Annotated in this window: 25 protein-coding genes and 1 pseudogene; 21 read left to right on the top strand and 5 right to left on the bottom strand. The window is 70.0% G+C overall.

The window, feature by feature from the left end; translation table 11 throughout:
* The first annotated feature begins 2 nt into the window (after positions 1–2).
* From IPJ78_12965 to IPJ78_12940, 6 genes and pseudogenes are all read left to right on the top strand, one after another.
* Positions 3–1,198: pseudogene (locus tag IPJ78_12965) on the top strand (type II secretion system F family protein).
* Positions 1,199–1,351: 153 nt separating this feature from the next.
* A complete protein-coding gene (locus tag IPJ78_12960; GenBank protein ID MBK7907453.1) occupies positions 1,352–2,206 on the top strand; it encodes a DUF3108 domain-containing protein in 855 nt (284 codons plus the stop codon).
* Between the two features lie 157 nt (positions 2,207–2,363).
* Entirely contained in the window at positions 2,364–2,957 is a 594-nt protein-coding gene (locus IPJ78_12955) for a YceI family protein (GenBank protein MBK7907452.1), read from the top strand.
* Between the two features lie 187 nt (positions 2,958–3,144).
* Entirely contained in the window at positions 3,145–4,425 is a 1,281-nt protein-coding gene (locus tag IPJ78_12950) for a hypothetical protein (protein MBK7907451.1), read from the top strand.
* Positions 4,426–4,483: 58 nt separating this feature from the next.
* The gene (locus IPJ78_12945; protein ID MBK7907450.1) at positions 4,484–4,900 is read left to right on the top strand and encodes a hypothetical protein; all 417 of its coding nucleotides are present in this window, start codon (positions 4,484–4,486) and stop codon (positions 4,898–4,900) included.
* Positions 4,901–4,954: 54 nt separating this feature from the next.
* The gene (locus IPJ78_12940; GenBank protein ID MBK7907449.1) at positions 4,955–5,938 is read left to right on the top strand and encodes a M20/M25/M40 family metallo-hydrolase; all 984 of its coding nucleotides are present in this window, start codon (positions 4,955–4,957) and stop codon (positions 5,936–5,938) included.
* A gap of 7 nt (positions 5,939–5,945) precedes the next feature.
* Here IPJ78_12940 and IPJ78_12935 read toward each other — a convergent pair whose 3' ends face one another.
* Both IPJ78_12935 and IPJ78_12930 read right to left on the bottom strand, forming a co-directional pair.
* Positions 5,946–6,464, bottom strand: coding sequence for an ATP-binding protein (locus IPJ78_12935; protein ID MBK7907448.1), 519 nt, complete (start codon positions 6,462–6,464; stop codon positions 5,946–5,948).
* Entirely contained in the window at positions 6,440–7,048 is a 609-nt protein-coding gene (locus IPJ78_12930) for a nicotinamide mononucleotide transporter (GenBank protein ID MBK7907447.1), read from the bottom strand. Before IPJ78_12930 ends, IPJ78_12935 begins: the two co-directional genes overlap by 25 nt.
* 98 nt (positions 7,049–7,146) lie before the next feature.
* Here IPJ78_12930 and IPJ78_12925 point away from each other — a divergent pair, with 98 nt between their 5' ends.
* Both IPJ78_12925 and infA read left to right on the top strand, forming a co-directional pair.
* Positions 7,147–7,803 (top strand): thioredoxin family protein, encoded by a 657-nt coding sequence (locus IPJ78_12925; GenBank protein MBK7907446.1) that lies wholly within the window; start codon positions 7,147–7,149, stop codon positions 7,801–7,803.
* Positions 7,804–7,861: 58 nt separating this feature from the next.
* The gene (gene infA / locus IPJ78_12920; protein ID MBK7907445.1) at positions 7,862–8,083 is read left to right on the top strand and encodes a translation initiation factor IF-1; all 222 of its coding nucleotides are present in this window, start codon (positions 7,862–7,864) and stop codon (positions 8,081–8,083) included.
* Between the two features lie 93 nt (positions 8,084–8,176).
* Here the strand turns inward: infA and IPJ78_12915 are convergent, their stop codons facing one another.
* Entirely contained in the window at positions 8,177–8,344 is a 168-nt protein-coding gene (locus IPJ78_12915; protein ID MBK7907444.1) for a hypothetical protein, read from the bottom strand.
* 135 nt (positions 8,345–8,479) lie between these two features.
* Here IPJ78_12915 and IPJ78_12910 point away from each other — a divergent pair, with 135 nt between their 5' ends.
* On the top strand, positions 8,480–9,130 hold the full coding sequence (locus tag IPJ78_12910) for a hypothetical protein (GenBank protein ID MBK7907443.1): 651 nt from the start codon (positions 8,480–8,482) through the stop codon (positions 9,128–9,130).
* A gap of 1 nt (position 9,131) precedes the next feature.
* Here the strand turns inward: IPJ78_12910 and IPJ78_12905 are convergent, their stop codons facing one another.
* Positions 9,132–9,542 carry an RNA-binding S4 domain-containing protein gene (locus IPJ78_12905; GenBank protein MBK7907442.1) on the bottom strand — a complete coding sequence of 137 codons (411 nt, stop codon included), beginning with the start codon at positions 9,540–9,542 and terminating at the stop codon, positions 9,132–9,134.
* Between IPJ78_12905 and IPJ78_12900 the strand changes: the two genes are divergently transcribed.
* The 7 genes from IPJ78_12900 (at position 9,537) to IPJ78_12870 (ending at position 17,205) form a co-directional block, all read left to right on the top strand.
* On the top strand, positions 9,537–10,052 hold the full coding sequence (locus tag IPJ78_12900; protein ID MBK7907441.1) for a hypothetical protein: 516 nt from the start codon (positions 9,537–9,539) through the stop codon (positions 10,050–10,052). The genes IPJ78_12905 and IPJ78_12900 overlap by 6 nt on opposite strands.
* A gap of 87 nt (positions 10,053–10,139) precedes the next feature.
* On the top strand, positions 10,140–10,910 hold the full coding sequence (locus tag IPJ78_12895) for a hypothetical protein (protein ID MBK7907440.1): 771 nt from the start codon (positions 10,140–10,142) through the stop codon (positions 10,908–10,910).
* Between the two features lie 35 nt (positions 10,911–10,945).
* On the top strand, positions 10,946–11,392 hold the full coding sequence (locus IPJ78_12890) for a hypothetical protein (protein MBK7907439.1): 447 nt from the start codon (positions 10,946–10,948) through the stop codon (positions 11,390–11,392).
* Between the two features lie 165 nt (positions 11,393–11,557).
* A complete protein-coding gene (locus tag IPJ78_12885; GenBank protein MBK7907438.1) occupies positions 11,558–13,756 on the top strand; it encodes an ATP-binding cassette domain-containing protein in 2,199 nt (732 codons plus the stop codon).
* Entirely contained in the window at positions 13,756–15,054 is a 1,299-nt protein-coding gene (locus IPJ78_12880; protein MBK7907437.1) for an HlyD family efflux transporter periplasmic adaptor subunit, read from the top strand. Before IPJ78_12885 ends, IPJ78_12880 begins: the two co-directional genes overlap by 1 nt.
* Complete coding sequence (locus IPJ78_12875) at positions 15,051–16,469, top strand: TolC family protein (GenBank protein ID MBK7907436.1); 1,419 nt, start codon at positions 15,051–15,053, stop codon at positions 16,467–16,469. The genes IPJ78_12880 and IPJ78_12875 overlap by 4 nt, the downstream gene beginning before the upstream one ends.
* Positions 16,470–16,503: 34 nt before the next feature.
* Positions 16,504–17,205, top strand: a complete 702-nt coding sequence (locus IPJ78_12870; GenBank protein MBK7907435.1) for a hypothetical protein — start codon at positions 16,504–16,506, stop codon at positions 17,203–17,205.
* Positions 17,206–17,214: 9 nt separating this feature from the next.
* Here the strand turns inward: IPJ78_12870 and arfB are convergent, their stop codons facing one another.
* A complete protein-coding gene (gene arfB, locus IPJ78_12865) occupies positions 17,215–17,667 on the bottom strand; it encodes an aminoacyl-tRNA hydrolase (protein MBK7907434.1) in 453 nt (150 codons plus the stop codon).
* 125 nt (positions 17,668–17,792) lie between these two features.
* On the opposite strand from arfB, the gene IPJ78_12860 reads away from it, so the two are divergent.
* From IPJ78_12860 to IPJ78_12840, 5 genes are read left to right on the top strand one after another with little or no spacing between them, the layout of a single operon-like run.
* A complete protein-coding gene (locus IPJ78_12860) occupies positions 17,793–19,430 on the top strand; it encodes a PAS domain S-box protein (protein MBK7907433.1) in 1,638 nt (545 codons plus the stop codon).
* Positions 19,427–20,803, top strand: a complete 1,377-nt coding sequence (locus tag IPJ78_12855; GenBank protein MBK7907432.1) for a sigma-54-dependent Fis family transcriptional regulator — start codon at positions 19,427–19,429, stop codon at positions 20,801–20,803. Before IPJ78_12860 ends, IPJ78_12855 begins: the two co-directional genes overlap by 4 nt.
* Positions 20,800–22,386 (top strand): hypothetical protein, encoded by a 1,587-nt coding sequence (locus IPJ78_12850; GenBank protein MBK7907431.1) that lies wholly within the window; start codon positions 20,800–20,802, stop codon positions 22,384–22,386. The genes IPJ78_12855 and IPJ78_12850 overlap by 4 nt, the downstream gene beginning before the upstream one ends.
* Positions 22,383–23,150 carry a glycosyltransferase family 2 protein gene (locus IPJ78_12845; protein MBK7907430.1) on the top strand — a complete coding sequence of 256 codons (768 nt, stop codon included), beginning with the start codon at positions 22,383–22,385 and terminating at the stop codon, positions 23,148–23,150. Before IPJ78_12850 ends, IPJ78_12845 begins: the two co-directional genes overlap by 4 nt.
* Entirely contained in the window at positions 23,147–24,937 is a 1,791-nt protein-coding gene (locus IPJ78_12840; GenBank protein ID MBK7907429.1) for a hypothetical protein, read from the top strand. The genes IPJ78_12845 and IPJ78_12840 overlap by 4 nt, the downstream gene beginning before the upstream one ends.
* Positions 24,938–24,994: the final 57 nt, after the last annotated feature.

Genomic DNA, 24,994 nt, shown 5'->3' with positions numbered 1-24,994 from the left:
CCATGCCCGCCTTTTCCTACACCGCCCGCACCGCCGGGGCGAGCTCAAGAGCGCCACGATCGAGGCCTCGAGCAAGGACGACGCCGTCGCGCAGCTGAAGAAGATGCGCATGAACGTCGTCAAGGTCGAAGAGCAGTCGAAGACCCCGAGCAAGACGAAGGGGTCGATCGCGATGCGCGACATCGTGATCTTCACGCGACAGTTCTCGACGATGATCAATTCGGGCCTGCCGCTCGTGCAGGCGCTCGACATCCTCTCGAAGCAGTCGGAGAACCCGGTCCTCCAGAACGTGACGCGGCAGGTGGTGTTCGACGTCGAGTCGGGCCACACCGTCGCCGACGCGCTCGCCAAGCACCCGAACGCGTTCACCGAGCTCTACGTGAACATGGTCGCGGCCGGCGAGGCCGGCGGCATCCTGGACACCATCCTGATGCGTCTCGCGACGTTCATGGAGAAGAACGACGCCCTCGTCCGCAAGGTGAAGGGCGCGATGATCTACCCCGGCGTCATCATGGGGGTCGCCGGTACGGCGATCACCGTGCTGCTCCTGTTCGTCATCCCGACGTTCCAGAGCATGTTCGCTTCCGTGGGCCTCGCCCTGCCGCTCCCGACGCGCATCGTCATCGCGCTCTCGGAGTTCCTGCAGGGCTACTGGTGGGCGCTCATCATCGCCGGCTTCGTCGGCTTCCGCAGCTTCAAGAGCTACTACGCGACCGCCAACGGCCAGCTGGCGATCGACCGCCTCATGCTCAAGGCGCCCGTTCTCGGCGACGTGCTCCGCAAGTCCGCCGTGTCGCGCTTCACGCGCACCCTCGGGACGCTCATCAGCTCGGGCGTCAGCATCCTCGACGGCCTCGAGATCACGGCCAAGACGGCGGGCAACCGCGTCGTCTCAGACGCGATCCTCGCCTCTCGCTCCTCGATCGCCGGTGGTGACACCATCTCCGCCCCGCTCGCCAAGTCGGGCGTCTTCCCGCCCATGGTGATCTCGATGATCGCCGTCGGTGAGCAGACCGGCGGCCTCGACGAGATGCTCTCGAAGATCGCCGACTTCTACGACGAGGAAGTCGATGCCGCGGTCTCCGGCCTCCTCTCGCTCCTCGAGCCGATGATGATCGTGTTCCTCGGCGTCGTCGTCGGCGGCATGGTCGTCGCGATGTACCTGCCGATCTTCGACATGATCAACGCGGTGCAGTGACGTCGGCCGCGCGGTGATGTAGGACGGAGGGCGGGCCTCGTGGCCCGCCCTTCTCATTTCGCCCGACAGCCTCGCGCGGGTCCATCCAGCGACGCGTCGGGGCATTCCCCACAACGGGCCGGGGACGCCCCGGCTGGTCGACCGGGGTACCAGATGCGAGCTTCCGTCGCCGTGCCCATCCTCTTCGCCGAGTCCCCTCTGACCGACCACGTCCGCCGTGTCGTCACCCCTGCGGCGGCGTCCCTCGCGCTCGGCCTCGTGGTCACCGCCGCGGTCGTCGCGCCAGCGTTCGCGCAGGTGCGTACCGTGGAGCCGCGGCTGCCCTTCGCGATCGGGGAGGCACTCGACTACCAGGTGCGCATCGCGCGCCTGGGTGACGTGGGGACGGGGCGCATGTGGATCGAGGGCCCAGTGGTCGAGCAGGGGGTCAGCGTCTGGCGGCTGCGCTCCGAGATCAACGCGGGGAAGGGCCCGATTCGCGCGACCGACCGGACGAGCTCCTGGCTCGACCCGCATCGCTTCGCGATCGTCCGCTTCGAGAAGACCGAACGGCACGTGCTCTCGAACGGCGCGGAGCGCGTGACGATCGATCGCGCCTCGCATCGATGGAGCGACAGCGAGGGTCCATCGGGCGCCCTCGGGAGCGAGATGCCGCTGGACGAGCTGTCGTTCCTCTACTTCCTGCGTACGATCCCGCTCGAGCGCGATACCGTGCTCCGGTTCGACCGGCACTTCGACGCCACCCGCAACCCGACCGTGGTGCGCGTGAAGGGAGAGGAGACGCTCAGTACGGCCGCAGGGATCTTCCGGACGCGCGTCGTGGAGATGGAGGTGCGTGACCCCAAGCGGTACAAGGGTACCGGGACCATCCGGATCAACCTCTACGCAGAGGAGTGCCACATCCCGATCCGGATCGAGAGCCGGATGCCCGTCCTGGGCATCACGACGCTTACGCTGACCGGTTGGTCGCACTCGCCGCGCTACCCAGACGCGCTCCCCTGCGACTAGTGTAAGGGCGGGTAGGGAATCCCCCTACCCAAAGAGCCGAAAGGACCGGACCAAAGTTCCGGTACTGCCCTACTGTCAGGGAATGTCCCCACACCGAGCTTCATACCACGAAACGCGCACCGTGCGCGGAACGTGAACCTGGACCGGAGACTCCCCCATGAGCAGTCGAATCCGCGGTGCCGCGACCGCCCTGCTCTTGCTCGCCGTCGCAGGCGCCTGGCGCCCCCTGCTCGATCCCCTCAAGCTCCGCGCCGAGAGCAAGCTCTGGTTCGACGGGAAGTCGACCGTGCGCGACTGGTCCTGCAAGGCGACGCAGATCGACGCCGTGATCGACGCGGAGGCCGGCGCCGCTGCGAACGTCCTGAAGGCGCAGAAGGCCGTGAAGACCGTCTCGCTCACGTTCCCGGTCGCGAAGCTCGATTGCGAGAACGGGACGATGAACGGGCACATGATGAAGGCCCTCAACGCCACGACCCAGCGCACGATCGTGTTCGCGCTCACCGGCTACGAACTCGCGGCCGGCGCCCCCGTGAAGGGCACGCTCAACGGCACGCTCACGCTGAACGGCGTGACGAAGCCCATCTCGTTCCCGGTCGAGTACGCGTCCGGTGCGGCCGGCGCGCTCCGCGTGACCGGCAAGTACGCGGTCCTCATGACCGACTGGAACGTGCAGCCGCCCAAGCTGATGATGGGCGCGCTCAAGGTGGATCCGACGATCACCGTGAACTTCGACCTGCAGCTCCAGCCCTGAACGGTTCCGAACGTCTCTCCCCCACTGTGCAGCTCCAACCCTGACCGGCGGGTGCCGGTCTCTTCCCCCGAGGTACCCATATATGCGTAACATCCGTACCGCCCTCTCTCTCGTCGCCGGCCTGGCCATGGCCGCCCCGGCCGGCGCGCAGGTCCTCGACTCGGCGCAGGTGAAGTACCCGCAGCCGATGGTCATCCAGTACACGCGGCCGTACGATTCGCGCGGCATCAACATGTTCGAGACGCCGAAGCGGGCGGGCGCGACGTATGAAGGCTTCAAGATGACGATCGGTGCCGCGTTCACCCAGCAGTTCCAGGGGCTCACGCACTCCAATGATGCCGACTCGGTGTTCGTCGCCGCGGTCAATCCGTCGCCGGGTGCTGCCGGCAGCGCGGCGATCTCCGATCGCAACCGCCTGATCGAGATCGGCAAGGGCTTCAACAACGCCGTCGCGAACATGATCTTCAATGCGCAGCTGGCCCCGGGTATCCGCGTCCAGATGACCAGCTATCTTTCGGCGCGGCATCACAACGAGACGTGGGTCAAGGACGGCTTCATCCAGATCGACGAGTCGCCGTTCGACCTCCCGCTCTTCAACAGCATCATGAAGTACACGACGCTCAAGATCGGCCACTTCGAAGTGAACTACGGTGACCAGCACTTCCGCCGCACCGACAACGGCCAGGCGATGTACAACCCGCTCGTCGGCAACTCGATCCTCGAGGCCTTCACGACGGAAGTAGGTGCCGAGGCGGTCTTCCAGCGGAACGGTTTCCTCGCCGTCGCGGCGATCACGAACGGCGAGATCCGCGGCCAGCTGGCCCGCCCGGCCGATCGCGATCCGGCGCACATGATCAAGCTCGGATACGATCGCCAGGTCAACGACGATCTCCGCGTCCGCCTGACTGGCTCGTGGCGCAGCCAGAACAGCGCGGTGAGCAACACGATCTACAGCGGCGACCGCGCGGGCTCGCGCTACTACTACGTGCTCGAGAACTTCCGGGCAAGCGAGTCGGCCAACTTCACGTCCGGCGCGGTGAACCCCGGGTTCTCGGACGAGATGACCGGCACGATGATCAACCCGTTCGTCAAGTTCCGCGGCCTCGAGTTCTTCGGCGTGATCGAGAGCGCCAAGGGTCGGTCGGCGGCCGAGACGGTGACGCGCGACATCACGCATAACCAGTTCGACCTGACCTACCGCTTCGGCCCCTCGGACAAGCTCTACATCGCCGGCCGTCTCGCGAACTTCGCGGGTGACCTCGGAGTGAGCGGTGCCGGCCCGACCCTGCAGGACAACTCTGACGTGAAGGTCAACCGCACCCAGTTCGGCGGCGGCTGGTTCCTCACCCCGAACCTCCTGCTGAAGGCCGAGTACGTGACGCAGACCTATGACGGCTTCGCCCGCCGCGACATCCGCAGCAACGGCAAGTTCAACGGCTTCATGCTCGAAGCGGTGACCGCCTGGTAACCTGCGGCACGTGATGGACCCTCAGTGACGGGGGAAGGGAGGGCGGGGTAGGGCGTGCATGATCAAGCGCCTTGCCCCGCTCTTCTCGTTGTGCCTCGCCCTCGGTTGCGGCTCGCCGACCGGGGTGCAGGCCTCCTTCGGATTCGGCGACCCGTTCTGGATCGAGGTCGGGCACTCCGCGGTGAGTCGAGATGCGGACATGGTCGTACGGTTCTTGAGCGTGATCGAGAACTCCACCTGTCCTATCGACGCCGTCTGCGTCTGGGCAGGACGCGCGATCGTCGAGGTGGGGGTGACGGTCGCGCCGGAGCCGGAAGTGCTCGTCGAGATCGAGGTGACGGCCTCGACGCCCGCTGCCCGCCAGCGAACGGTCGCGGGGCGGCGCGTGGAGGTCCAGGAGCTTCGTCCGCCCAATCGACTTGGCGGAGCGGTCGGGTCGCCGGAACTGCGACTCGTGGTGGTCGCGGTCCGCTGAGGCCACGCACCGGCGCGTATTGAGGCTTGCCGGTCGCGCGACCAGATTGCGCGCATGATCACTCGACTGCTTCGCGACTTCCGACGCGCCATGCCGGCCGCCCTCGGGCTCCTCTTCCTGCTCGCGTGCGGGCGCACCCCCGGGGCGACTGCCCAGGACGCTCCGCGGCCCGGGGTGCTGCCCGCCCTCGACTCGGCGCGCCTCATCGGGGATGTCTACCGACTCGCGCACGACTCGATGGGGGGGCGCGGCGCGATGACGCCCGAGAACGTGAAGGCGCGCGGCTGGTTGGAGGCGGAGTTCCGGCGACTCGGGCTCGAGCCGGTGGACGGCCGTCACGTGCACGCGTGGGTGCGCCCGCCCCGGCGTAACGCGACCGACTCGTTGCGTGGCGCGAACGTCCTGGGCCTCGTGCGCGGGCGGCGCGCGCCTGAACGCGTGATCGTGGTGAGCGCGCACTACGACCATGTGGGGACACGCAACGGCCAGGTCTTCAACGGGGCGGATGACAATGCGTCGGGCACCGCCGCGGTGCTCGCGATGGCTGCGCACTTCAGGGCGCACCCGCCGGAGCACACGATCCTCTTCGCGTTGTGGGACGCGGAGGAGGTCGGGCTGCAGGGCGCGCGTGCCTTCGTCGCGGCGCCGCCCGTGCCGCTGGCGTCGATCGTCGCCAACGTGAACCTCGACATGGTCTCGCGCAACGAGAAGGGTGAACTGTTCGCGGCCGGCGCGACGCCGTGGCCGCGGATGCGCCCGCTCCTCGAGGCCCTGGCGCCGCAGGCGCTCGTGACGCTCAGACTCGGGCACGACAGCGGCGGCGGATCCGAGGATTGGACCGGCCAGTCGGACCAGGGCGCGTTCCACGCCGCCGGGATCCCGTTCGTGTACTTCGGCGTCGAGGATCACCCCGACTATCACAAGGCGACCGACGATCCGGAGCGGATCCAGCCCGGGTTCTACTACCGCGCGGCGCGTACCATCGCGGCGTTCGTGGAGCGGCTCGACGCGGCGGTCACCTCGTGGCCGCCGCGCTGACCGGCGTCTAGCGCGCGAGGCACTCCACCGCACGCAGCGCCCCGTCGGTGCGTGCTTGACCCTCGCCCGTGATGACGACCACGTTCGCGTCCATCGCGCGCAGGACCGCCGCGAAGTCCTCGAAGAGCGCTTCGCGATTCAGGGGGCGATCGCGCACGCCGTCGGGCGTCCATGGCAGGTCGGGGGCGCAGAGCAGATACAGATCGGCGCGCCGCGCGCGGGCTTCCGCGACGATCCAGTCCGGGCAGTGACCATAGTAGTGCCGCGCGTAGACCACGGTGCTCACGAGGTCGGTGTCGCCGACGAACGCGGACGGGCCGTCGGCGCCGACGGCGTCCTGCAGCTCCATCGCGAGGCGCGCGATGGGTTCGACCGTCGTCGCGGAGAGCGGCGTGTCGGCGCGCTCGGCGAAGAGGCGTGCCGCCTCGGGAACGGAGGGCACGCCGAGGTGCCGCGAGAGGGCGGTCGCGAGGGTCGTCTTCCCCGTGCACTCGGGGCCGGTCAGGACGATGCGCGAGCCAGCCATGAACGGCGCCAGTCGAGGTAGCCCTTGGTCGCGAGCACGAGGAAGACGGCATAGAGCGCCGCGGTCACGTACAGCGCCTTCGAGAGGAACATCGCCACGTAGGCGATGTCGGCGACGATCCAGAGCGCCCAGTTCTCCAGGAGCTTGCGGGTCATCATCCACTGCGCGATGAGGCTCAGCACCGAGAGCGCGGAGTCCACCCAGGGCAGGGCCGCGTCGGTATGCCGCTCGAAGTAGAGCGCGAGGCCGGAGGCGGCGACGAGCCCGATCGGGATGAGGCGCAACGCCTCGCGGCGCGTCACGCGGGAGACGGGGAGCTCGGTGCGGTCGGCGCCGCCGAACTTCCACTCGTACCAGCCGTAGCACGAGAGGACGAGGTAGATGGCCTGCAGCCACATGTCCGCGTAGAGCTGCGCGCGCCGGAAGACGAGGAAATAGAGCCCCACGTTCACGATCGCGGTGGGCCAGCTGGCGATGTGCTCGCGGGTGCTCAGCCACACGCTCACGATGCCGAAGAGCGCGGCCACGGTCTCGAGCCGGTTGGCGGCGAGATACGCGAGCACGGCGTCGGTGAGGGCGGCCATGCGGGAGAGTAACCGACGCCCGATGCGGTGGACAGGGCGGCGTCGACGTGGTCATCTTGCATCGGTCCGCCCACCTCGTCCCCGAATCCGGGAGCCCCGTGCTCATCCCGATCGCCTTCGCGTTGCTCGCCGTCGCTTCGCCGCTCCCCGCCTGCGACTCCGGTGCCGAGACGGGCCTGGCGCCCGCGGTCCGCACCGACTCGACCCTCGGGGCGCTCTACGCCAGCGGCCAAGACTATCGGACCTTTCTCGCCGAGGCGAAGGCGCGGCGTGAGCTCTGGGTGCGCCATACCGAGGCGGCCGTGATCGCGCCGGACGTCCTCGCGACCGCGCGCGCGTTGATGGGCCGGTGGCGGATCCTCGTCGTCGCGGTGGACGGGTGCAGCGACTCCGCGAACACGCTCCCGTACATCGCGCGACTGGTGGAGCAGGTGCCGTCGCTCGAGCTCCGCGTGGTGCTACCGGGCCCCGGTCAGGCGGTGATGGAAGCGCATCGGACGCCTGACGGCCGGCCGGCGACGCCGACCTTCGTCGTTCTCGACCCGAGCGGGAATGATGTCGGGTGTCTGGTGGAGCGTCCGGCCGCGCTTCAGCAGCTCGCGATGCAGGCCCGGACCGCAGGGACGCTCGAGACGTTCGCCCGAGACAAGCAGAAGTGGTACGACGCGGACGCCGGGGCCTCGGTCGTGCGGGAACTCGTCGCGGTGCTTCAGGCCGCGGCCGCCGGCGCCCCCCGCTGCGACGCCCCCCGCTGACCCCTGCCGAAGCGGGGCCCATCGGGATATCTTTCGTCGTTACCCATCACCGGACCGTATGGCCAAAGAAGAAGCGATCGAACTCGAAGGGACCGTCTCCGAAGTGCTGCCAAGCGCGACCTTCCGGGTGCACCTCTCGAACGGACACGATGTCCTGGCCACGATGGCCGGCAAGATGCGGCGCTTCCGCATCCGCGTGCTCCAAGGGGATCGCGTCTCGGTCGAGGTGTCGCCGTACGATCTGAGTCGCGGACGCATCACCTTCCGGCACAAGAACTAGACGGAGCGCGGACGGGAGATGGGAGAAGTCAGAAGCGGGGGACTGGCACTTGGCCGGTCCCCCGCTTCTGCCATCTCGACACTGCCCTCTGCCTCAGTGCGCTGCAGCGCCTGCCGCTGGCACCGCCTTGTCCGGCTTCAGATACGTCGCCTTGTGGGTGCTGTACGCCGCCACGTTCGCGACGATCGCGAGCACGATGATCGCGGCCGCGAAGCCCCAGCCGAGCTTGTTCGGGTCGTGCGCCTCGTTGCTGCTGGACATCTGGTCACTCCGGAGGAACGGGGTTCGGCTCGAATGGTAATCGGACCGGGGAGGCTCCCGCCACTGGTCGCGGCGACGGCCCGCGGATTGATTCCGGTCATGACAGAACCAACGCCTCCAGTGGTGGAGCGGTTCGTGACCCGCCGGACGGCGCGGTGTGCGGTGCGGGGCCCCACGGACCGGCGCGCGGCGGGGGAGCTCTGGATCGTGCTGCACGGCTACGGGCAGCTGGCGACCGACTTCCTCGCCGCCTGCGCCGCGCTCGACGACGGCTCCCGCCTCATCGTGGCGCCCGAGGCACTCTCGCGGTTCTATGACGTCCGCTCGCCGCTCGAGCGGCACGCGGCCGCCAGCGTCGGGGCCTCGTGGATGACGCGCGAGGAGCGTGCCGAGGAGATCGTGGACCAACTGCATTGGCTGCAGCAGGTGCACGACCACTACCGCGCGATCGTCGCGCCGTCGGCACCCCTCACGATACTCGGATTCTCGCAGGGGACCGCGGCCGCTTCGCGCTGGGTGGCGCATGGCGGGGTCACCCCTGCGCACCTGATCTGCTGGGGCGGTTCGATCGCGCCCGAGCTCGCGCTCGATGCGGCCTCGCCGCTCGGCCGGACGCGCACCACGCTGGTGGTCGGCGAGCGGGATCGATTCGTCTCGGCCGAGCAGCTCACGCTGGAACGTGACCGGCTGGACGCCGCGGGCTTCCGCTACGCGTTCGAACGGTTCGAGGGCGGGCACCGGCTCGACGACGCGACGCTCCGCCGCGTTGCCGGGTCCGGCGCCTAGGTCAACGGTTGCGGAACCGTTCCAGGTCGCGGCGGTCGCGCTTGGTGGGGCGCCCCGGCTCCGGCTCCATGGCCGGCGCGGCCGCGTGGAGCTGCCAGTGCAGCTTCTCGCGCGCGGCGCGGGATGCGTCCGTCTCCGTGAACAGTCGCGCGGCCTCGGCGGCGGTCCCGCGGCGCTCTCCGGTACCGGTCACCTGGAGGACATGCTCGTATGGTCCGATGCGGACCCGCACCTCGTCGCCCGGGCGAACGGCCTTGGCCGGCTTGGCGCGTTCGCCGTTCACCTGCACCTTGCCACCGTCCACCGCGTCGGCCGCGAGGGAGCGCGTCTTGAAGAAGCGCGCGGCCCAGAGCCATTTGTCCACGCGGACGGGTTCGGTGCTCACCGGACGATCGAGGGGATCGCGATGCATGTGTGGAAGATAGTCCTGGTGGCGTTCGGCGCGAGCGGTGGCCTCATCGGCTGCGGTCGCGAGGCGGCGGAGGTCGAGCGCACGCGCGTGGAGCGGGTGGGGATCGCGCGAGCGGAGTCGACCGCGGTGCGGGTGGCTGCGCTCCCGGCGACGGGACTCTGGTCGAAGGAGCACCTCATCGAGCGCCTCGTGCGCGCCGGCGTCGCGCCGCGCGAGGTCACGGACGCGCCGGCGGGGCCTGCGTGGATGGGGGCGCGTGCCGTCGTCATCGCGGCGGGCGGCGGCGAGGTCTTCGCCTGGATCTTCGCGGACAGCGTGGCGCGTCGCGCGGTCACGGACTCGCTCGACGCGACCACCGGTGCCCCCGTCGGCGCGTCACCGCCATTCGCCGGCCCATACGTGTTCGTGCGGCAGAACAACCTCGCCGCCATGATCACCGGCGGGTCTGAGACGAATCAGGACCGGATCGCCTTGGCGCTGCAGGCCGGACTCCCGGCGGCCAAGCCGTGAGCGTCCGACCGGAACCCGATCGCCGCGCGGTGGTATCTTGAAGCGCCCGACCGTGTCGCGCTGTCCTGTCCCCCGTACCGACCCTTGATGACCGCTCGCTCCCATGTGTCGACGCTCCGGCCGGTCGCCGCTGCCGTGCTCCTGCTCGCGGCTCTCGGCGGATCGGTCCGGTCGCAGCCGCTGCCCACGCCTCAGGCGCTGGGTGCGCGGCATGATTCGCTCATCGGTGGCCGTGCGGCACTCGAGGGACACACGTCGCTGCGGTTGAGCGGGTCCTTCACGATCCCCGACATGGGGCTCGATGCGCCGCTCGAGATCCTCAAGCGCCGACCCAAGCAGTATCTCCTGCGCGTCACGATGGGGCCCGTGGGCGAGGTGCTCTCGGGCTTCGACGGTAAGGTGGCATGGTCGGTCCAGCCGGGCGCCGGCGCGATGCTGCTCGACGGCGAGATGGCGACGCAGATGGCCGACCAGGCCGACTTCTTCGGTGACCTCCATGACTACTCGCGCTTTGCGAGCGTGACGACCCTCGAGCCGACACTGTTCCAAGGGAGACGCGTCCATCCGGTGCAGATGATCCGGCCGAGCGGCGATACGCTCGTGGAGTACTTCGACGTCGAGACGGGGTTCAGTGCCGGGAGTCGCACCGCGCTCGTCACGCCCGCCGGCCGCGTCGAGGCCACGAGCGTGGTGAGCGAGTACCGGACGTTCCATGGGCTCACGGTCGCCACGCGCATCGAGCAGCGCAATCCGCAGTACCGGTTGATCATCACCATCGCGAACGTCGAGTTCGACACGCTCGACGACACGGCACTCGCGCCTCCCGAATCGGTGAAGGCGCTCATCAAGCCCGACTGATCCCACCCCTCTCTCCCTTCCTCCCGAGCCCACCCATGCCCGTGCGTTTCCTCCGCTTCGCGCTCGCCCTCGCCCTGTCCGCCCCCGCGCTGCCGGCGCAACAGGCCGCGATGTCACACGACCACCAGGCCAAGCCGGCGCTCGACGCCGAACTCGCGGAACACTTCAAGGGGATCGCCCTTACCGACGCGCAGATCCGGCAGGTGACCGAGATCAAGGCGAAGCAGCACAAGCTCATGGAGGAGTTGCAGCGCAACCCGGGCGGCCGCGACTCGGTTGCAGTGCGCGCCGAAGTGCAGAAGCTGATGGACGGCGAGCACGCCCAGTTCATGGCGCTCCTCACGCCCGAGCAGAAGCGCATCTTCGAGCAGAACATGCGGGCGCACCATCCGGCCGGTGCGCGGCCGACGATGGAACATGGCGCCGGTGGGCACGACATGGGGAAGGCGCCGACCAAGGCGCCGGAGCCGAAGAAGCCGTAGGCACTTCCGGCGTTCTGAACAAACGGGGGGCGCTTCGGCGCCCCCCGTTCTGCGTTCAACATCGACACCATTAGTACCGTGAGTCCCATAGGAGAACGCTCCAATATTAGGACCCATTGGAACTAAGCGGTTTCCGAATAGTTTTATCCGGAAACCTCCACACGAATGTCTCCGAACCCGCTCGCTCTCGTTCTCGCCGAGGCGCTGCTCGCCCGGACCGGTATGCCCGGATCGCCCGGCGAATGGCGGCAGGACCTCCGCCGCCTCGATCTTTCGGCGCCTGATGCCGCCGTGCTCGCTGACCGTGTCAGCGACTGTGCGCACCGTGCCGGCCACTCCTTCCTTCGCCGCACGTTCAATGCCTCGGAGTGGCCCGACGCGCTCGCCGGCGCGGCCGGCCCACTGATCGTCGTCGCGGATGGCGAGCGCGGCGTGCGAGGCGCGCTGGTCGAGCGTCGTGCGAACGGCACCGTGACCGTGCGCATCGCCACTGATGCGCCGACGGGCGCGGTCATCGGCGATGGCATCGACGTCTCGCTCGACGCCGCCTACGCGCAGATCGCCGACGGAGCCCGGTTCGTCGCGGTCCTCTTCCCCACGCCGGTGGTGATCGCGACGACCGCGGTGGATGAGGAGGCGGAACCTGCGACGCCCATGCAACGCCTCGGGTCGCTGCTGCTCGCGGAGAAGGGGAACATCGGCCTCGTCTACGCCTACGCGACGCTCGTCGGCCTCTTCAGCCTCACGCTGCCACTCGGGGTCCAGGCGATCATCGGCCTCGTCTCGGGCGGGCTGCTGCTGCAGCCGGTGGTGCTGCTCATCCTGTTCGTCGTCGCGGGCACGCTCGCGACCGGGGTGCTGCAGGTGCTGCAGCTCGCGGCCGTCGAGTCGATCCAACAGCGCATCTTCGCGCGCATCGCGCTGGAGTTCTCCATCCGCGTGCCGCGCGTGAGCGTGGAGCGCGCCTGGCGAGAGGACCTGCCGGAGCGGATGAACCGCTTCTTCGAGGTGCTCACGATCCAGAAGAGCCTTGGCAAGCTGCTCACCGGGACGACGACGGCGTTGCTGCAGGTGATCTTCGGGCTGCTGCTGCTCACGTTCTACCACCCGTACTTCACGCTCTTCGGGCTCGGGCTCGCGCTCACGCTCGCGCTGATCCTGCGGCTCACCGGCCCGCGCGGGCTCGAGACGAGCCTCATGGAGAGCGCCTACAAGTACCGCACGGTGCATTGGCTGGAAGAGGTCGCGCGCGCGGTGCATGCCTTCAAGTCGGGAGGACGCGCGACGCTTGCGCTGGAGCGCATGGACGGGCACGTGAGCGGCTACCTCCGTTACCGGCAGCGCCACTTCCGCGTGCTCGTGGTGCAGGCGATGGCGGCGATCGGCTTCAAGACGATCGTGACCGGCGCGCTGCTGGTCCTCGGCAGCGCGCTCGTGATCGACCGGCAGATCACCCTCGGGCAGTTCGTCGCCGCGGAGCTGGTGATCGTGACCGTGCTCGCGGGAATCGAGAAGCTGGTCGCCTCGCTCGCCGACGTGTACGACGTGCTCACCTCCGTCTACAAGCTGGGTGGCGTGACGGACCTCCCGCTCGAGCGGGCCGACGGACTCGTGCTCGCGGCGGCGGCGGAGGGGGTGCGTGTGCGCGTGGACGGGCTCACGTACCGATATCCGACGATCGAGCGCGCCGCGCTCGACGCGGTCTCCTTCGATGTGGCCGCCGGCGAGCGCGTGGCGATCATCGGACCCGACGGCTCCGGGCAGTCGACGCTGTTGCACGTGCTGGCCGGGCTGAAGCCGGGCTACACGGGAGCGGTGCGCTTCGACGGCATCACGCTGCACGATCTCGATCCCGCCGCGTTGCGCGACCGGATGGGCCTGGTCCTCAGCAGTGCCGACATCTTCGAGGGGACGGTGGAGGAGAACATCACGCTGGGGCGCCCCGGCATCGGCCCGGCGGAGGTGCTGGTCGCGCTGGATTGTGTGGGCGCCGCCGACGCCGTGCAGGCGATGGAGCGCGGGCTGAGTACCCTGCTCACCAACGGGGCGCGCGGGCTGCCCTCGACGCTGCGCGTGCGCCTGCTCGTGGCGCGCGCGATCGCGGGCTCGCCGCGCCTGGTGCTGGTGGACGAATGTCTCGCGCTCGTCGAGCCGAGCGCGCGTCGTGAGCTGGTGGCGGCCCTCACCGCGCGCGGTGCGCCGTGGACCCTGCTCGTGGTGACGCACGCACGCGAGATGCTCGAGTCCTGCGATCGCGTGCTCGTGCTTCAGGACGGGACGCAGCACGCGATGCGGCCGTGGCCGCAGCTCGCCGCGGATCCGGTCGTCTCCGCCCTCCTCCCGTCCGCCCGGGGGGCCGCCTGATGGGTGGCATCCCCGACCTCAACACCGAGCGCGCGGCCTCGCTCGACTCGGTCAAGCTGCTCGCGCGGCAGCCGTCGTTCCGCACGCTCGGCCGCTGGATGCTGGGCATCCTCGCCCTCGTGCTCCTCGTCCTGTTCCTGCCGTGGCAGCAGAACGTGCAGGCGAGCGGCGAGGTGACCGCGCTGCGCCCCGACGAGCGGCCGCAGCAGGCGTTCGCGACGGTGGGGGGCCGGATCGTGCGCTGGTATGTCGCCGAAGGCGCGGTCGTGCGCGCCGGTGACCCGATCATCGCCCTGGCCGAGGTGAAGGAGGCGTACCTCGATCCGCGCGCGTTCGAGCGGTTGGCCCAGCAGGTGGAGGCGAAGCGCGACGCGGTGACCGGGAAGCGCGCGAAGGCCGACGCGCTCGCGCGGCAGCGCGTCGCGCTCGACAGCGCGTGGGTGTTCGCGCGGCAGAAGGGGGACAATCGCATCGCGCAGCTCACGGCATCGCTCGCGGCCGCGCAGCTGGAGGATTCGATCGCGACGGTGCAGGCGTCCCGCGCGCAGGCGCTGTTCGCCGAGGGGCTGCGCTCGCGCGGTGAACTCGAGACGGCGCGCCAGCGGGCGCAGCGCGCGAGTGCGCTCGCCCTCGAGGTGGCGGCGGCACTGGCGACGGCGCGGGCGGATCGGGCCGGCGTGGAGGCCGACTACTCCGAGAAGATCGCGAAGGTCGAGGGGGACCGGAGCTCGGCGCTCGCCGAGGCGGCCGAAGGGGAGGCCGAGGTGGCGAAGCTCTCGACGGGGCGGGACAATCTCGAGGAGCGGCAAGGGCTCCTCGTCGTGCGTGCGCCCAGCGATGGCGTGGTGGTGCGCGCCTTGCGCGCCGGCGTGGGTGAGATCGTGAAGGACGGCGAGGCGATCGCCAGCGTGCAGCCGAAGACGCCGGCGCTCGCCGTCGCCCTCAACGTGACCGCCCGTGACGTGCCGCTGATGCAACCCGGCGATCGGGTGCGTCTGGAGTTCGCGGGGTGGCCGGCAGTCCAGTTCAGCGGGTGGCCCAGTGTCGCCGTGGGCACGTTCGGCGGCCGCGTCGCGGTGATCGACCAGTTCGCGCAGCCGGACGGTACGTACCGCGTCCTCGTCGAAGCCGACTCGAGCGATGAGGACTGGCCGCGCGAGTTGCGCCTCGGCTCAGGCGCGCGTGGGTGGGCGTTGCTCCGGAACGTCACGGTCGGTTTCGAGCTCTGGCGCCTGATGAACGGGTTCCCGCCGGCCCAGTCCGCCCCACCGTCGGCAGCGAAGGGCGCGAAGAAGTGATCGTCGCGCTCGCACTCGCGCTGCTGCCTGCGGTCGCCCAGAGTGATTCGCTGACGCTCGAGGCGTTCCTCGCGCGCGTGCGCGACGCGCACCCGGTCGCGCGACAGGCCGAGGCCGTGCGTCAGCAGGCGCGGGAAGACCTGCGCGCCGCGCGGGGCGGCTTCGATCCCTCGGTGAGCGCGACGTGGGACTACAAGCGCTTCAAGGGAATCGGCTACTACGACGAGGTCGATGCGCGCCTCACCGTCCCGACCCCCTGGGGGGTGGACGTGAAGGTCGGCTGGGAGCGGGCGGCTGGCGCGATCATCAATCCCGAGCGCAAGACGCCGGGGACGGGACTCCTCTCGGCAGGCCTCAGCATCCCGATCGGGCCCCGGTTGTTGACCGATGAGCGACGCACCGGCGTGCGGCAGGCCGAGCTGGCGGCCGAGGCGGCCGACGCGGACGCGGACGCGACACTGGTGCGGCTGCTCCAGCAGGCCGCTCGCGACTGGGGTGCCTGGTACGAGGCCGACGCGCGCGCCGGAATCGCGCGAGACGGGGTGACGCTCGCGCGGTTCCGGCTCGACGCCGTGCGCTCGCGTGTGCGGGAGGGTGATGTCGCGGCGATCGACAGCGTGGAGGCGCTCGCCGAATGGGATCGCCGCCTACTCGCGGAGATCGATGCGTCGGCCGCGCTCGCGTCTGCGCGTCTGGTGGTGAGCGGGCATCTGTGGGACGCGAACGGGGCGGCGGTGGCGCTCCCGCCCACCGCGCGCCCTCGGCTCGGCGCGGCTTCGGTGGCTGACGGCGCGCGCCGGGTGGACGACGCGCAACTCGTGCGGCTGGCGCGCGAGCATCCATCGGTCCTCGCCGCGCGGGCGCGCTGGTTGCAGGCCGAGGCGCAGCGGCGCCTGGTGTTGACGCAGGTGTTGCCGTCGGCGAGCGCCGAGGTGAGCGCGCTCGGGGCGGGGAGTTCCCTCGGTTCGTTGCCAGCGCTCTCCGAGGCGGCCGACGATGCGAAGGCCGGCGTGTCGGTGCGGATCCCGCTCTTCGCGCGCCGGGAACTCGGACGCCTGCGGGCCGCGGAGGCGCGCACGCGGCAGCTCGCCACGGAACGCGATCGCGTGATGCGCGATGTGCAACTCGCGGCCGAGCGCGCGGCGATCGAACTCGCCGCGGTGGAGGCGCAGGTCGCGGGGCAGGCGCGGGTGCTGGCGGCGAACGAGGTGCTCCTCGCCGCGGAGCAGCGGCGCTTCGACATCGGCGAGAGTTCGTTGCTCATCGTGAACCTGCGCGAGCGCGCGGTCCTCGATGAGCGTCAGCGGGCGGCGCAGCTCGAAGCGCGGCGGGCCACGGCGCTCGGCGCGCTCGCGGCGGCCCTCGGAACCCCCGCGGTTGTGACGGGTGAAACAGCCGGACCGTCCCGACGGTAGGGCCGTCGAGCTCCTCCACCCTCTGCCTCGTCCGATGCGTACCTTGCGCGCTCTCCTCGTCCTGCTGCTCATCGCGGCGCCGGCACTCGCGGCGCAGCAGTCCACCGTCGCCATCCCGGTCGGGCTCCAACTCGGCATCCCACAGGGCGAGTTCGCCCAGAACGTCAACTTCGCCGGCGGCGTCGGCGGCGGAGTGCTCTGGAAGGTCGGAGGACCGATCGCGCTTCGCGCGGACCTCGGCTTCCTCATCTACGGTTCCGAGACGCGACGCGTCCCTCTCGGCGGCGGCGCGCTCGGGCTGATCAACGTCGATGTCTCCACGACCAACTCGATCTTCGGCGGCAGTCTCGGCGGGCAGATCGGAGTGCCGGGGCGGACCGTGATGCCCTATCTCGGCGGCAGCGTCGGGTTCTCCGCGTTCACGACCTCGAGCAGCGTGCGCGGGTCGAACAGTTCGGACGAGCCGTTCGCCTCGAGCACCAACTCGAACGACGGCACGTTCGCGAAGACGGCGTTCGGCGGGCTCTATATCCCGTTCGGCGAGGGCACGACGGTCTTCGACCTTGGTGTGCGACACACCTGGAACGGCGAGAACGTGCGCTACCTGACGCCGGGGGACATCACGGAGGACGGAAGCGGCAACGTGATCCTCAACCCGCGGCAGACGCGCGCCGACTTCCTCACCGTCTTCATCGGCATCACGTTCACACCCGGGACGAAGTCGCCGCAGAAGTGACGGGGTCGGTCACTCCTCGGGCTTCCAGCGGCGGTCGCGCTTCTGCGTGGACCGCCGCTTCTTCGTGTCGAGGCGCTGGAGCTTCGAGGAGCGGGTGGGTTTGGTGGCGCGGCGCGCCTTCGGGACGACGAGCGCCTGGGCGACCATCGTCGCGAGCCGTTCGAGCGCGAGCGCCCGGTTCTGCGTCTGACTGCGCGTGTCGGCGGCGACCACGCGCACCGTGCCGGTAGTATCGAGGCGCGAGCCGAGCCGGGTGAGGAGCCGCTCGCGCATCTCGGGGTCGAGCGCGGTGGAGGTCGCGGCCCGCCACGTGACCTCCACCCGCGTCGATGAGGTGTTGACGTGCTGTCCTCCGGGCCCGCCGGCACGGGTCGCGCGGATCTCGAGCTCATGGGCTGGTATGGCGACCCGGGCATTCACGCGGAGTCGTCCGTCGTCGGTCCAGGGGGCGTGATCGCTCATAGGTAGTGACGGCATGGTGTTGCATTTCGCCAGACCGCTCGTCTCATTGAAGTCGTTGCGGATTGCAACACTGGAGAGGGCGCTTGGCGCTTCGCGAACCGGGGACCGGAGAAGGATACCACGCCGTGCTGGATCCGCGCCGCCTGCTGCGCTGGATCTACCTCGGGCGTGTGCTCGTGGCGACCGGGAGCTTCGCGGCGACGCTGCTGCGGGCGGTCTTCGTCGACCCCCAGGCGACCTTCCTCGCGACGGTCTTCTTCGTGACCGCGATGGCGCTCACCGCCATCTCGTTCGTGCGGACCGAGGTGAACCGCCGGCGTCCTGGCGAGGGGTTCCTCTACGGACAGCTCGTCCACGACCTCTTCCTGATCACGAGCGTCGTGCACCTGACCGGCGGCGCGGAATCGCAGTTTTCGGCGCTCTACATCCTCGTGATGGCCGCGGCGGCGTTGCTGCTGCCCATCGGTAGCTCGCTGCTGCTCGCGATGCTCGGCTCCGTGCTCTACGTCGGCGATGCGTTCCTGGTGAGCGGCGGGACGCTCACGCTGTATGTCGTGCTGCAGCTCGTGGTATTCACGCTGGTGGCGGTCGGCACCGGGTACATCGCGGCGCGTCTGCAGGAGGCGGGCGAGGGACGCCAGCGGCTGCAGGAGGAGCTTGCGCGGATGCAACTGCGCGCGGCGGACATCCTCGCCAACATCCGGTCAGGGATCATCACCGTCGACCATGGCGGCAAGCTGCTCTATGCGAATCCGGCGGCCGCGGCGATGCTCGGGCTCGCGGTCGACCAGGAGGTCGGCACGCCGGTGCTCGCGCGCATCGCGCGGACGGCGCCGGGGGTGGCCGATGCGCTCGTCGCGCATGCCGCCGGCGGCGTGGTGACGGCGCGGCGCGAGGGGTCGCTGCTCCGCAACGGCGTGCCGGTGCCGGTCGGGATCACGACGACGTCGGTGAGCGGGGACCTGCGGCAGGAGGGGCAGGCGACGACGGCGATCTTCCAGGACATCACGGACCAGAAACGGCTCGAGGCGATGCACCTGCGCGCGCAGCGGCTCGAAGCGGTCGCGGAGTTGAGCGCATCGCTCGCGCATGAGATCAAGAACCCGCTCGCGAGCATCCACAGTGCGGTCGAGCAGATGTCGCGCCGTCCGACCGCGACGGCGGATGAACGGACCCTCGCGGCGCTCATCGTGCGCGAGTCGGAGCGGCTCTCGCGCCTGTTGAGCGAGTTCCTGGACTTCGCGCGTGTGCAGGTCACGCGACGCGACCCGCTCGACCTCCGGCACCTGGTGCAGGGGGCCGCGACGCTCGCTGGCACGCACCCGGACCGTGGTGACCAAGCGCGCCTGTCGCTCGAGCTTCCCGACGGGCCGCTCATGATGCAGGGGGACGAGGACCTGCTGCATCGCGCGCTCTTCAACCTGATCCTCAATGCGTTCCAGGCCTCCCCGTCACAGGGCGAGGTCCGGGTCCGGCTGCGCACCCTGCCGCGCGACCAGCAACCGATGGGGCTGCCGTTCAACGGTCCGGTCCACGCGATCGAGATCCGCGACCAGGGCACGGGCATCCCTTCCGAGATCGCGGACCGGCTGTTCGAGCCCTTCGCGACGACGAAGCCCGGCGGCAGCGGGCTCGGACTCGCGATGGTGCATCGCGCGATCGAGGCCCACAGGGGGCTGATCCTCGTGGACAGCCTCGCGACGGGCACCTGCTTCACCGTCCTCCTCCCACTCGAGCCGCCAGGGCTCGGAGCCACCCCGTGAGCGACCGTCCCACGTCCCCGTCCGTGCTCATCGTCGATGACGAGTCCGGCATCCTGCAGACCCTCGAGATCCTCCTGCGCGCGGAGGGCTTCACCCCGCATGTGGCGCACGGCGGCAAGGCCGCGCTCGAGAAGCTCCAGACGCTCTCGCCAGACATCGTGCTGAGCGACGTCCGGATGCCGCAGGTCACCGGCGTGGAGGTCCTCGCGGCCGCGAAGGCGAAGGACCCCGATGTGCCAGTGATCCTCATGACGGCGCAGGCGACGCTGCAGACCGCGATGCAGGCGGTCAACGAGGGAGCGTTCTACTACATCCAGAAGCCGTTCCGGAACGACGAGTTGCTCGCGATCCTGCGCCGCGCCGCCGAGCACCGGATGCTGCGCGTGGAGAACACGGTCCTCAAGAAGGAGATCCGCAAGCGGGAGCGTCGGGGTGCCGGCGCGCCGGTGGGACAGAACCGGGCATGGCTCGACGTGCTGCGGCTCGCGGAGGCGGTCGCGCCAACGGAGTCGACCGTGCTCGTGACGGGCGAGTCGGGCACGGGCAAAGAGGTCGTGGCGCGCTACATCCACGACCTCTCGGGGCGCGCGGACTCGACCTTCCAGTCGATCAACTGCGGGGCGCTCCCCGAGGGGCTGCTGGAGAGCGAACTGTTCGGCCACGTGAAGGGATCGTTCACCGGGGCGACCCGCGACAAGCAGGGGCTCTTCACCGCCGCGGGCGGCGGCACGTTCTTCCTCGACGAGATCGGCGAGACGACGCCGGCGACGCAGGTGAAGCTGCTCCGCGTGCTGCAGCATCGCGAGGTGATTCCGGTGGGCGCGACGGAACCGATCCCCATCGATACGCGCATCATCGCGGCGACGAACCGCGACCTCGAGGAGGAGATCAAGCGCGGCAACTTCCGTCGCGACCTGTTCTACCGTCTGAACGTGATCTCGGTGCACCTGCCGCCGTTGCGCGAGCGGCGCGACGACATCGTGCTCCTCGCGGAGGGGTTCCTGCAGCGCTCGGGCGAACAGCGGCAGGAGGCACCCAAGCGCCTGGGGGACGACGCGGTGGAGGCGATGCTCTCGTACGCGTGGCCCGGCAACGTGCGTGAACTCGAGAACGCGCTGGAGCGCGCGGTGATCCTCTCGACGGGGACGACGATCGGCGTTGCCGCGCTGCCCGAGCGGGTGAGTGAGCGGCAGAGCGAGCCGCTGGTGGCCGAGCGCGCGACGCCCAACCCGACGCTCGAGACGATCGAGCGCGCCTACATCCTGTTCGTCCTGCAGGCGGAGCAGGGGAACAAGACGCGGGCGGCGGAGATGCTGGGTATCGACCCGTCGACGCTGCATCGCAAGCTCGCGCGCTACGGGGTCGAGGCGTGAGCGAGGCCGGGGCCGCGCCGCGCCCCTGGGGACCGCTCGGTGCGCTCGAGCGCCGCGCGCCGCTGGTCGCGGCGGTGGTCGCGCTCGTCGCGGCACTCGTGACGATGACGTCGGACCCGATCGGCGTGTTCAATGACGACGGGATCTACTTGCTGACGGCGAAGGCGCTCGCCGAGGGGCAAGGCTATGTGTATCCGCACCTGCCGGGCACGCCGCCGGCGATCCACTATCCGCCGGTCTGGCCGCTGCTGCTCGCGGCCGCATGGAAGGTCGCGCCGGCGTTCCCGTCGAACATCGGCTGGTTCAAGCTGATCAACCCGGTGGTGCTGGCCGCGGCGGCGGCCGGGCTCGTGGTGTTCGGTCAGCGGCTCCTCGGCCTGCGCTGGTGGGTCGCGCTCGCGGCCGCGCTCGCGGCGACGGTGACCGTGCCGGTGCTGTTGCTCACCAACCTGCTGCTCAGCGAGCCGCTGTTCCTCCTCCTGTTGCTGCCGACGCTCTGGATGACGGAGCGCGTGGTGCGCGAAGGGGGCGTGCGACCGGCGGTGTGGACCGCGGTGCTGATCGCACTACTGGTCCTGGTGCGCACGTTGGGGGGCGTGGTCCTCGTCGCGGGCGTGATGCTCCTCACGTGGGAGCGTCGCTGGAAGGAGCTCCTGATCGTCGCCGGCGGCAGCGTCGTGCTCCTCCTGCCATGGCAGTTCTTCGTCTGGCGGGCGATCCCGTCGTTCCCGCCGGAGTTGCTCGGTTCTTACGGTCCGTACCTCGACTGGGTGGTGGACGGTTACAGGGACGGTGGGCTCGCCTTCCTCGATCAGGTGCTTGGGAAGAACGTCGAGGCCACCTGGGTGATGCTGGGCGTCTTCTTCTCGCCCCTCTGGGACGGGGTGACGCGGCAAGTGATGGCCGCGCTCGCGTTGGCGGCCTTCGGCGGCGGGTTGGTCGCGCTCGCCGCGCGTGGTCGGGCACCGGTCACGGCCCTCGCCCTGAGTGGCTATCTCGTGGCGGTGCTCGCCTGGCCCTTCTGGGTGGACCGATTCCTCTGGGTCGTCTGGCCACTGGTGGTGCTGATCATGGTCGCCGGGGTGGCGACGCTCGCGGCGCGGTTCCGCGGGCATGGGCAGCCGCGCGAGGCGATGGTCTTGGTCGCGGCGCTTCTGGCGCTGGCGGCGGGCCACACGACCTACAATGCGCGCGGGCTGTCGAAGGGCTGGGAATCGAGCGCGTCGCGCGCGATGACCGGCGCGGGAATCCGTCTCGTGCGGCACGTGAACGACGACCGCTCGCTCGACGGCCAGCGGATCGCCGCCGAGCTCGCGCCGATGCTCGCGATCTACACCGGGCTGGAGGTGCTGCCGGTGGAGATCCTGACGCCGCGCGAGCATGTGGTGGACAAGACGCCGGCCGAGCACCGGTCCGAGCTCGAACGGATCGACCGCCGTTTCCGTCCGGCGGCCTACGTGGTGATGCGCGACGGCCCGTTCTACGCGGCGCTGCGCGCCGCCCGACTCGACGACGGGCGCACGCTCGTCGACGTCTCCCCCGATGGCGTGCCGGTGCGCACGCTCAAGGTCCAGGTGCCATGAACCAGTTGACGCCCAATTCGATCGCCTCGATCCCCGGGCCGCGCATCCGCGGCCGCACGCCGCTCCCCGCCGCGGAGCTCGTGCTCTCGGTACTGATCCCCGTGTACAACGAGCGGAACACCATCGACCGGATCCTCGACGAGGTGCACCAGGTCCCGGTGCGCAAGCAGATCATCTGCGTCGACGACTGCTCGAGCGACGGCACGCGCGAGCGGTTGCTGGAGCTGAAGGCCGCGGGGCGTATCGACATCCTCGAGTTCCACGAGGTGAACCGCGGGAAGGGCGCGGCGATCCGGACCGCGCTCAAGGCGAGCACCGGCAACGTCGTCATCGTGCAGGATGCCGACCTCGAGTACGACCCCAACGACTGGCCCGGACTGCTCGAGCCGATCATCGACGGTCGCGCCGACGCGGTCTTCGGATCGCGCTTCCTCGGCGGACCCCACCGCGTGCTCTACTTCTGGCACTCGGTGGGCAACACGGTGCTCACGCTCTTCAGCAACATGCTCTCCGACCTGAACCTCACGGACATGGAGACCTGCTACAAGGCGATCCGCGGGGATCTCGCGCGCTCGCTCCACCTCACGTCGGACCGGTTCGGGTTCGAGCCGGAGGTCACCGCACGCCTCGCGCAGGTGAAGGCGCGCATCTTCGAGGTGCCGATCTCGTACTCTGGCCGCACGTATGCCGAGGGGAAGAAGATCGGCTGGCGCGACGGCGTCGCCGCCATCGGCCACATCATCCGCTACAACCTCTCGCGATGAGCGCTCGCCGTGAGCAGGCGATGCGGGCGTGGAACGCGCACGACCTCCGCTGGTCGGTCGTGCTCGTGCTCGTCGTGGCGCTCGCCGCGTCGGCCAGCGGGCTCGGCAACCTCTTCGCGTATGACGACATCCCGATCATCGTCGAGAACCCGATGGTGACCCAGCTCCACGGGCTCGGCGAGTACCTCGTCGACTCGTACTGGGGCCCGTCACGCGGGAACTCGCTCTATCGCCCGCTCACGGTGATCGCCTACGCGCTCGAGTGGGCGGTGGGGGGCGGGAGCGCCTTCCCGTTCCACCTGGTCAACGTGGTGCTCTACGCCGCGACGGCCGTCGCGGTGCTCGCGCTCTTCCGCCAGCTCCTGCCCCGCGTGCCCGCGGTCATCGCCGCGGCGGTCTTCGCCGCGCATCCGGTGCACGTCGAAGCGGTGGCGAACGTCGTCGGCCAGTCGGAGATGTGGACGGCGATCCCGATGCTGCTCGCCGTGCTCGCCTACGTGCGTGACCGCCAGCAGGGTGCCCTGCGCACCCGGACGGTGTTCGTCATCACCGGCTGCTTCGCGTGGGCCCTGCTCCACAAGGAGCATGGCATCGTGCTGCCGACGCTGTTGCTCGCGGCCGAGCTCTGCTTCGCCGGACGCGGCTTCGCCGAGTCGGCCGACGGGGCGCGGACGCGGTGGATGCTCGCGCGGGCGCTCGTGCTGCTCACCGTGGCGTACATCATCGTGCGGCTCTCCATCCTCGGCGGCTTCGCCGGCGACGCGCCGCATCCGGCGCTCGACGGACTGCCCACCGGTCGTCGCCTGCTCGTGATGCTCGGGCTGGTGCCGGAGTTCGTGCGCCTCTTCCTCTGGCCCGCGTCGCTGTACCCAGACTACTCGCCGCAGGCGGTGCCGTTCCTCGATGCGCCGGCGCTCGGGCACTTGCCCGGGGCGCTGGTCCTGCTGGGCGTGCTCGCCTTGTTCGTCTGGGCGTGGCGCCGTGACCGCGTGATCGCGTTCGGCCTGCTCTGGGCCGGCCTGACGCTGGGCCCCATTTCGAACATCCTCCTGCCGACCGGGGTGCTCATCGCGGAACGCACGCTGTTCCTGCCGAGTGTGGGAGTGCTGCTGGTGATCGGGCGCGTGCTCGAGCGCGCGTGGCCGACGCTCGCGGCCTACCCGGCGCGCTGGGTTCGCGTGGCCGTGCCGACCGTGGGCGCCGTGGTGCTCGTCGCGGCTACCGCGCACTCCGCAGAGCGGACGCTGGTCTGGGCGGACAATCCGACCCTCTTCTCAACCATGGTCGTCGAGTCACCCAACAACTTCCGGTCGCACTTCGCGCTGGGGGAGCTGTTCGGGGCGGCCGCGAGCTGGAAGCGGGCGGAGTACCACCTGCGGATCGCGGACTCGCTCTATCCGGGTTACGACCTGTTGGAGCTGTCGCTCGCCCGGGTCCTTCATTTCGACGATCGGTGCCCCGATGCCCTGCCGGTGTATGATCGGGTGCTTCGCCGGCGGCCCGAGGCGGAGATCGCGACCGTTGGGCGGACGGCCTGCCTGCTGGAGGTCCGGCGGCTCTCGGATGCACGGGCCGAGGCCCTGAAGGGGATCGGCCGGGGGCTGTCGGTCGGGGCGTTCGGTATGATGCTCCAGAAGGCGGAGTCGTCCCTGGTGGCGCACGACACCGTGGATGCCCGGAACCGCTGGTGGCGGGCAGGGGGGCCGGTCTCCAAGTCCCCGGCCCGGCTCCGGGTGCCCGTCCTCTTCATGAAGCCGGCGGCTTCCGGGGGCCGCAAATCGCCATAATCCTCGCCGTCCCCGTGCCGATACTGGACGTGTGACCTTGGACACAGGATGCAAGTC

This window comes from Gemmatimonadota bacterium, assembly GCA_016714015.1.
Lineage (GTDB): Bacteria > Gemmatimonadota > Gemmatimonadetes > Gemmatimonadales > Gemmatimonadaceae > Pseudogemmatithrix.
Note: the sequence above shows the minus strand (reverse complement) of the source record. Positions and strands in the feature narration are given on the sequence as shown.

What these genes read in the sequence shown, in the direction of transcription:
- IPJ78_12960 (MBK7907453.1), top strand. Translation starts at nt 1,352, where the DNA reads ATGCGAGCTTCCGTCGCCGTGCCCATCCTCTTCGCCGAGTCCCCTCTG.
- IPJ78_12955 (MBK7907452.1), top strand. Translation starts at nt 2,364, where the DNA reads ATGAGCAGTCGAATCCGCGGTGCCGCGACCGCCCTGCTCTTGCTCGCC.
- IPJ78_12950 (MBK7907451.1), top strand. Translation starts at nt 3,145, where the DNA reads ATGGTCATCCAGTACACGCGGCCGTACGATTCGCGCGGCATCAACATG.
- IPJ78_12945 (MBK7907450.1), top strand. Translation starts at nt 4,484, where the DNA reads ATGATCAAGCGCCTTGCCCCGCTCTTCTCGTTGTGCCTCGCCCTCGGT.
- IPJ78_12940 (MBK7907449.1), top strand. Translation starts at nt 4,955, where the DNA reads ATGATCACTCGACTGCTTCGCGACTTCCGACGCGCCATGCCGGCCGCC.
- IPJ78_12935 (MBK7907448.1), bottom strand. Translation starts at nt 6,464, where the DNA reads ATGGCTGGCTCGCGCATCGTCCTGACCGGCCCCGAGTGCACGGGGAAG.
- IPJ78_12930 (MBK7907447.1), bottom strand. Translation starts at nt 7,048, where the DNA reads ATGGCCGCCCTCACCGACGCCGTGCTCGCGTATCTCGCCGCCAACCGG.
- infA (MBK7907445.1), top strand. Translation starts at nt 7,862, where the DNA reads ATGGCCAAAGAAGAAGCGATCGAACTCGAAGGGACCGTCTCCGAAGTG.
- IPJ78_12915 (MBK7907444.1), bottom strand. Translation starts at nt 8,344, where the DNA reads ATGTCCAGCAGCAACGAGGCGCACGACCCGAACAAGCTCGGCTGGGGC.
- IPJ78_12900 (MBK7907441.1), top strand. Translation starts at nt 9,537, where the DNA reads ATGCATGTGTGGAAGATAGTCCTGGTGGCGTTCGGCGCGAGCGGTGGC.
- IPJ78_12905 (MBK7907442.1), bottom strand. Translation starts at nt 9,542, where the DNA reads ATGCATCGCGATCCCCTCGATCGTCCGGTGAGCACCGAACCCGTCCGC.
- IPJ78_12895 (MBK7907440.1), top strand. Translation starts at nt 10,140, where the DNA reads ATGACCGCTCGCTCCCATGTGTCGACGCTCCGGCCGGTCGCCGCTGCC.
- IPJ78_12890 (MBK7907439.1), top strand. Translation starts at nt 10,946, where the DNA reads ATGCCCGTGCGTTTCCTCCGCTTCGCGCTCGCCCTCGCCCTGTCCGCC.
- IPJ78_12885 (MBK7907438.1), top strand. Translation starts at nt 11,558, where the DNA reads ATGTCTCCGAACCCGCTCGCTCTCGTTCTCGCCGAGGCGCTGCTCGCC.
- IPJ78_12880 (MBK7907437.1), top strand. Translation starts at nt 13,756, where the DNA reads ATGGGTGGCATCCCCGACCTCAACACCGAGCGCGCGGCCTCGCTCGAC.
- IPJ78_12870 (MBK7907435.1), top strand. Translation starts at nt 16,504, where the DNA reads ATGCGTACCTTGCGCGCTCTCCTCGTCCTGCTGCTCATCGCGGCGCCG.
- arfB (MBK7907434.1), bottom strand. Translation starts at nt 17,667, where the DNA reads ATGAGCGATCACGCCCCCTGGACCGACGACGGACGACTCCGCGTGAAT.
- IPJ78_12845 (MBK7907430.1), top strand. Translation starts at nt 22,383, where the DNA reads ATGAACCAGTTGACGCCCAATTCGATCGCCTCGATCCCCGGGCCGCGC.
- IPJ78_12840 (MBK7907429.1), top strand. Translation starts at nt 23,147, where the DNA reads ATGAGCGCTCGCCGTGAGCAGGCGATGCGGGCGTGGAACGCGCACGAC.